4 protein-coding genes are annotated in these 7,263 nt (G+C 63.2%); all 4 read right to left on the bottom strand.

Annotated elements, in window-relative coordinates; translation table 11 throughout:
• Nucleotides 1-768 precede the first annotated feature (768 nt).
• The 4 genes from pgaD to pgaA are packed head-to-tail and all read right to left on the bottom strand — an operon-like array spanning nt 769 to nt 7,129.
• Nucleotides 769-1,287, bottom strand: coding sequence for a poly-beta-1,6-N-acetyl-D-glucosamine biosynthesis protein PgaD (gene pgaD, locus U873_RS0129750; protein ID WP_025131718.1), 519 nt, complete (start codon nt 1,285-1,287; stop codon nt 769-771).
• Nucleotides 1,287-2,636 carry a poly-beta-1,6-N-acetyl-D-glucosamine synthase gene (gene pgaC / locus U873_RS0129745; protein ID WP_025131717.1) on the bottom strand — a complete coding sequence of 450 codons (1,350 nt, stop codon included), beginning with the start codon at nt 2,634-2,636 and terminating at the stop codon, nt 1,287-1,289. Before pgaC ends, pgaD begins: the two co-directional genes overlap by 1 nt.
• Nucleotides 2,637-2,639: 3 nt before the next feature.
• On the bottom strand, nt 2,640-4,637 hold the full coding sequence (gene pgaB / locus U873_RS0129740; protein ID WP_025131716.1) for a poly-beta-1,6-N-acetyl-D-glucosamine N-deacetylase PgaB: 1,998 nt from the start codon (nt 4,635-4,637) through the stop codon (nt 2,640-2,642).
• Nucleotides 4,638-4,651: 14 nt separating this feature from the next.
• On the bottom strand, nt 4,652-7,129 hold the full coding sequence (pgaA, locus tag U873_RS0129735; RefSeq protein ID WP_025131715.1) for a poly-beta-1,6 N-acetyl-D-glucosamine export porin PgaA: 2,478 nt from the start codon (nt 7,127-7,129) through the stop codon (nt 4,652-4,654).
• Nucleotides 7,130-7,263: the final 134 nt, after the last annotated feature.

Below are 7,263 nucleotides of genomic sequence, written 5' to 3'. Positions count from 1 at the left end.
CTCTTGCAGCAGGCGGTTCTGCCGGTCGCGGATCAGGTCCTGGTCACCGGGGTTGAAGGCCGGGCCGGGCAGTGGGGCGGCAGAGGCAGGGAGCAGTGAGCTGGCCAACCACAGGAGGCAAGACAGCACGCCATACGACCTCGTCCCGAGGTTGGAGAGAGACATAATTCGGTCCTTCGAAATACAGCTACAACATCAAATTCGAGTCGCGATGCTAATTAGCCACTATCCTGGCGTCAAACGGGTGACCAACAAGAAAGCCTTCGTAAAAACATCGAAAGAAAGAATGAATTTGAATATTCATTCGAAAGTAAATCTGGGCCACGCCAATAAAATCTTGTAAATCAATCTCTTGAATCAAAAAGACCACTCAACGTGCCCTTGCTGCGCCTTCCAGGCCCAGCGATGGCAGGGAAACCAGGGGCATATCGAGGCAGGACGTTCAAATTCAGGCTTGACCCAGACAATTAAACCAAACCAAAACAGTAGGTTATAAGGCATATAGCAATTAATTATTAATTGCAGACAGCCATGGAATATCACCATGAAGCAAAAGGCATGATTTCTTATAAAAAGTCGAAAGATAAAGTTAACTTATTGATAAATATATAGTTTTAAAAACAATAAAAACCTCGAAACTTTTCTCTCAGATAAAACAGACGAACGGCATATAACAAAAAGGCCTGGACGTCAGGTCCAGGCCTCTGTGCAAACTTTCAGCACGTCCTTGTCAGGCAAGATCCTGCTGAACCTTGCCACTTCCTTAGCTCATGGTTTATCCCCGTCCCCTGCGCCTTCTTCACGCAGGTGAATCACCCGGGCAGGTGGCTCCACCACCAATGGCGGATGCTGCTGGTCTTCGGGAAGGATGCGGTAGAACTGTGTGGTGACATGACTGATCCCACCCTCTTCATCGTTGTGCACGATCATGGTCCCCGGCTGGCGCATCTGAGCGAAGGTCGCGTCGTTGAGCTTGAAGGTTTCAGTCAGGCGCTGGTCATCCACCACCGGTGCCGGCAGGCGCGGTGGGTACTTCTTGTTGCGCCGCTGACGATAGCGGGCCCAGGAAATCAACAGCACCGCGTTGAGCAACGCGACCCAGGCATAGAACTGCAAGGTGGTCAGGGCGTCGAGCATGCCGGCTTCGATGCGCGGCCCCTGATGACTGTCCAGCAAGGGGATCAGCCCGCGAATGAGCAGGTACAACAACCCCACCCAGGCCAGCACCGTGAGAACAACGTCGACCACTACCATGAACGGACGCTGGCGGGTTCGGATGATTTTCATCAGCGCACCTCCTCTTCGTCATCGATGGGCTTGATGCCACGGTCCGGGCTGACCCAGCGCGCGCGCTTCTGATGCTCGCCAAACAACACCCTGGGGAAACTCACCAGGGTGGTGAACAGGCTGATGAACCAGAACACCAGGGGGTACCAGACCACCCAGAACATGGTTTTCCACAGGTCCTTTTCATAACGGCGATCGATCATGATGCTCACCGCGAACTGCGTCAGGCAGACCATGGCCAGCACCAGCCCGGTGAAGGCCGGCGGGACGATGGTGTGCACCGCGATGGCCTCGGGCATGACGATGAATTTGCCCAGGGCCCAGAAAATCACCGACAGCAGAAAGGTGAAGGCCCAGCCAGTGGACAGGCAGTAGTCGAACAGCAGGGTCCACAGGTAACGGTGCCGCCATTCCCAGATCCCGCGGATGTTCTTGAACAGCACCTCGGCACCGCCCTGGGCCCAGCGCAAGCGCTGCTTCCACAGGCCGCGCAGGGTTTCGGGCATGAGGATCCAGCACAGGGCCCGGGGTTCGAAGAACACGTACCAGTGATCCAGCTGCAGTTTCCAGCTGATGTCGATGTCCTCGGTGATCATGTCCGGGCTCCAGTAGCCCACCCGGTGCAAGGCTGTGCGGCGAAAGGCGACGATCACCCCGGAGACGGTGAAGACCTTGCCGAACACCCGCTGGGTACGCTTGATCAGACCGATGATCGACGAGAACTCGCCCACCTGGACCCGGCCCACCAGGGTCGAGCGGGTACGGATCCGCGGGTTGCCGGTCACCGCACCGAGGCGCGGATTGTCCAGCATCGGCGCCACCAGGTAGGCCGCGGTGTGGGGCGCCAGCAGCGCATCACCGTCGATGCACACCAGGTATTCACTGCGCGCCGCCACTGCGCCCATGCGCAGGGCCACGGCCTTGCCCTGGTTCTGCGCCAGGTGCAGCACCCGCAGGCGCGGGTCCTGGGCGGCCAGCAGGTCGAGGACCTGGGCGGTGTTGTCCTTGGAGCCATCGTTGATGGCGATCACTTCGATGTTCGGGTAGTGCTGGGCCAGGGCCGCGTGAATGGTGTCGGCGACGTTGTCCCCTTCGTTGTAGCAAGGGATGAGAATGCTGATCAGCGGTTCACCGGCCAGTGGTGGCGGCAGGGTGTCGTCGTTCCAGGGCCAGTGCCGCTCCCAGTGCAGCCAGTAATACAGGCCGCCGGCGATCCACAGCGCCGACATGAACAACGGGTAATAGAAGACGAAGTCCATGAGGAATTCGCCGGTCAGCACAAAGATCAGGCCCAGGGGCACGCCAAGAACCAGGGCCAGCACCACCAGGGCAAAGATACGGTCCATCATGATTCAAGGGCTCCATTTGTTGGAGAGTGCGGGCCGCAGGGTTTTCAGGTCCGGAAGGTTGTCGAGGAAGTTGTCCGGGTAGTAGCCAAAGTTGGTCGCGCCCTGACGCTTGAGCCGGCCCATCCAGTCGGCCATCTGTTCGGCGGACAGGTCACTGGCCGGTTGCTGCGTCCAATCCCGGGCCTGAAGCTCGAACACCGTGCGCTGCAAGGCACCGGGCCGGCTCCGTACCTGGTCCACCAGCGCCTCCAGCCAGGGCCCGGAGGCCCGCGGGCTCTGCCCTTCCATCAGCGGCATGGCCATGGGAGCGGTCCAGTCGTAGCTGACCAGGAAGTCGTCGAGGTTCTGGGCGAACCAGGCCTCACTCTGGGGATTGATGATCGGCTCGGCGAACAGGTTGCGTGCGGTCTGCACCTGAGGCCCGCGAATCGCCCGGACCTTGGCGGTCAGTTCGTGGGTGAAGTCGATCAGGTAGCGGCTCTTGAAACGGGTCCAGCGCTGCAGGGTGGCCGGATCATCGCGCAGGCCGGCGATGTTCGCCGGCAGGCCCTGGGCAGCGTAGGCGCGCAGTGCTTCAGGGCTGGCGTCTTCGAAATCCGAAAGCACGGCGTCGTCGTGGAACAGGATGCCGTCCACCGAGGTCAGGCGGGCCAGGTCTTCGTACAGGTCGCCAATCAGGCGCCGTACCTGCGGGTCGAAGGGCGATAGCCGCTGATACTGTTTCGGGTCGATGGCGGTCTGGCCGGTGGCCGGGTCCCAACGGGTGACCCGTGGCAGTCGCGGATCCAGGGCGAAGCTGAGCACCGGCATCCAGGCGTAGACCTTGACGTGGGCCCGAGTGCGCAATTGCCAGGCGACCCGGTCGAACAGGTCGGCACGCACCGGCAGGTGGCGGTTGGGGAAGTACAGCGACTGCACCAGGCCATCGCCCTTCGGATCGGCAAAGGCCTGAAGGAACACGGTATTGGCCCCCAGATCGGCCATGCGCTGCACCAGCTTGCCGAGGTTGATCTCCTGCTGCTTGGGATCCGGGTCGTAGACGTTGTCCAGGTCCACATGCACCACACGCATGGGGGCCGCGGTCTCGGCCCCGACGATGCTGTTGGAGAAGTGCATGCCGTCCGGATCGGAGACCACCAGGAAGCGCGGGCTGCTCATCAGGTTGTCGAGGCTGTCGAGGCCGTCATCGAGGGTCAGGGCCATCTTGTAACCCTGGCTGTCGACCACTTGCAGGGTCGAACCATCGGCGGTGCCATAGGGCCAGACCCAGACTCGCGGGCGATAGCCGGCCACCGCCAGGATCTTGTCCGAGATGGTACTCACGTCCTGGCGCATCCGCGCCTGGAAGTCCGCCTCGCTTTCATAGCGGCCGGTGGCGGCGTCATAGCGCCGAGTCGCCGCCGCCGGCTGCAGGTTGCCTTGGGGGTTGGCGAGGATGCCCAGGTGGCTGCGATCAGTGTGGGCGGCAATTTCCACCAGCCCGGAATGCGCCACTTCACGCACCTGTGCCCAGGTCAGGAACTGGGAGCGGGGCCGCAGTTCACCGGCAAAGTTCACCGGCTGGTCGGCCGGGGTATCGATCCAGGTGCCCACTGGCGCCAGCAGCGCATGCCAACGATAGCTGCGCAGCACCGGCATCACCCGGGTGTAGAAGCTTGAATAGCCGTCGTCGAAACTCAGCAGGATGGCCTTGGCCGGCAGCTCCGGGCCGCCGTTGCGGGCCGCCAGGATCTGGTCCACCGTCACCGGCTGGTAACCGTTCTCTCGCAGCCAGGCCAATTGCTGGATCATCCGCTCGGTACGCACCGCCACCACCCGCTGATCCGGGTCGCGGTCCTCGATGTCGTGGTAGGCGATGCCCAGTACATGGTTCTTCGGCCACGGCGCTTCAGGGTTCGGCAGCGGCCGCTGCGCCGGCGTGACGAAGTCCGCCGCGGGCTGGGAACAGGCGCTGAGCAGCAGCACGCCCAGCAGGAGGATGCAACGGTTGATCAGGCGCATCGTCACACTCTTCTCTAGAAGCGGTAGGTAAGGTCGACGGCCAGGCGCAGATCGGTTTCCCGATCGCCGTCGTAAGGTCGGTTGATCACGCTCAGCACGGCTCCGATATCGAACACGTCATTCCAGCTGTAGCGCTGGCCGTAGCTGAGCAGGCCGATGCCGCCGGTGGAGTAGTCGCGCTGGGTGTAGGTACCGGCGCCGACCTGGAATTGCTGGCTCCAGGAGGTTTCGTAGCGGTGATAGAGCACGTGGTTGACGCTGACCGTCGGCAGGACGCTGAAGTCCGCCTTGGGGTTGAAGTAGGGCGTGTCATCCAGGGTGTTGTGACTGGCGCCCACTTCCAGGCCCAGATCGACCTGGACCTCGGGCGAGCGGTAAACCCCTTCACGCCCCGTGAGCAGCGCTTCGAAGCGGTTGTTGCCATCGCTGAAATGCGAAGGGCTCATGGACAGCTTCCATTCCCGGCTTTCATTGGCGCGCCAGCGCAGGAAGGCGCTGCCGCCGTTGGCGCTGATGTCGCTGTTGAGGGCCCGCAGCGGAGTAGTGGCAGAGAGGTAGTCGAGGCTGCCGCCGTATTGCCAGTGGTCGTCGATGTCCCGGGCCAGGGACACCCGGGCGCCCATCTTGTCGCCGAAACCGTAGGAATGGTTGGAGACTTCCGCTTCCAGGGTCATGTCACGGGTGCGCCGCTCCACCCCCAGCACCTGCCAACGGTGATGACCGGTACCTTCCTGGAAATCGCCGGTGGCGTAGCCGGCACCGCCAAACACCCGCCAGTCTTCGTCGATGGGCGGGCTGTAGAGCCGGGTCTCAATGCCAAAGTCGCGGCTCCCGGCCACGGCCCCGGCGCCATTGCTGCCACCGCCGTAACTCTTGCCGCCATAGGTCGAAACGCGCAGCTCGGCCATGTCGTGCACTTCACGCTCGCGGGCCAGGCGCTGCACCGAGCGGTTCTCCGGAAAACGCGCGACCACGTCGTCGGTCAAGGCGTCCAGTTGCCGCCATTCCTGCAGGTCCTGGGCGGTATGCCCCTGGGCCACTTCCAGGCCGATATCCCGCGGCGCCACGCTTTCGGTTTCCTTGAGCAGGTTTTCCGCACGACGCGGCCAGTCCCGGGCCAGGTACAGGTTGGCCTGGGCCAGGCGCACGCTGACGTCGCCCGGGGCCTTGCTCACCAGGTCCTCCAGGCGCTGCTCGCTGTCGGGCAGATTATTGCCGTAGGTGCCGGCCTGGGCCGCCAACAGTTGTGCATCCAGCCAGTCGTCGTTGGGATCGCCAACCGTCTGGCCGGTGAGCTGAATGCGCTGGGGTTCGCTGTTGGCCAGGTCATTGGCGACTTTCTGGGCCGCTTCGGGCTGCTCGCTTTCCAGCAGCGCGTAGTACAGCGCCGTGGTGTCTTCGACCCGGTTGCCACGGTCGGCGTCCGGCGCGCTGAGCACCCGGCGATAGAGGTCGGCAGCGGCTTCCGGCTGACGCTGATCCAGGTAGGCCGAAGCCACCCAGCGCAGGGCATAGGTGGGGATGGCCACGCCGGCGGCAGTCAATTGCTCGTACTCGCTGAGCACTTCTGCGGTGCGCGCCCGGGACTTGAGGGCGCCCATGCGGTCGATGCGCCAGCGGGTCAGGTCTTCCTGGGCCTGGGGATCCTTGCTCCAGGCGGCAAACAGCGCGTCGTAGTCGGCCAGGGCACGATCGGCCACCACAAAGCGTTCCTTTTCACTGCGGCTGGCCAGCTCCGACAAGCGCACCCGTTCGGCCGCCAGGTCAGCCTGAATCCGCCGCTGGATGACCGGGTCGATCAGCCCCGGATGCTTGAGGGCCAGGCGCAGGGCCGGCTCCGGTAAACGGGCCCGCTGCAGGGCATAGATGTATTCACGGATCACCTCGGGCTTGTCGCCGGCGCGGAGCAAGGCCTGGTCGTACTCGGCCAGGGCGTCGTAAGGCAGGTTGGCGCGGGTCAGCGCGTAGCCCAGGGCCAGGCGCCGCGACGGGTCGTCAGGCTTGGCCGCCACCAGGGCCCGGGCTCGGGCCACCGCTTCTGCTGGCTGGCCGGCATCGGCCTGGGTCAGGGCCAGGCCCAGTTGCAGGTCGGGGTTCTGCGGATCGCGCTCCAGCGCCTGGCGATAGAGCCGGGTGGCGTTGTCCCACTGCTTGAGGTTGCGATAGGCCCGGGCCGTGGCCGTCAGTGCCTGCACCGGCAGCACACGGTTACGCCCCTGGGTTTCATAGACCTTGACCACTTCGGCGTCGAGTCCGGCCCAACTGGCGATCTGCAAGTGATCACTGACCAACCCGTTGTTCAGAGCACTGGTCGGGACCTGGCGCAGATGTGTCAGCGCCGGGGCATAGCTGCCGGCCCGGGCCTGGATGATCAGTTGGTCATAGGCCGCATCGGCGCAGGCGAGCCCAGGCCAGAGCAGTTGGCTGCACAGCGCCAGGCGAAACAGCGGACGTAGACCACAACGGCGAGCGGGATGAGCAGTGCGTGGCATTTCTTCAGCATCCTTACGTAGCAAGCCGGAGCTCTGCGCACTCCCCTGCCCTGCAAGGCGTCGGGAAGCGGGAACAAACAATCCGGCAAAGCTTTCCCGGAGAATTCTTCCACGAAGGTTAGTCGAGAATTGCA

Origin of the sequence: Pseudomonas sp. PH1b (assembly GCF_000633395.1) — a bacterium.
Classification (GTDB): domain Bacteria; phylum Pseudomonadota; class Gammaproteobacteria; order Pseudomonadales; family Pseudomonadaceae; genus Aquipseudomonas.
This window is presented reverse-complemented; position numbering and strand designations above follow the sequence as displayed.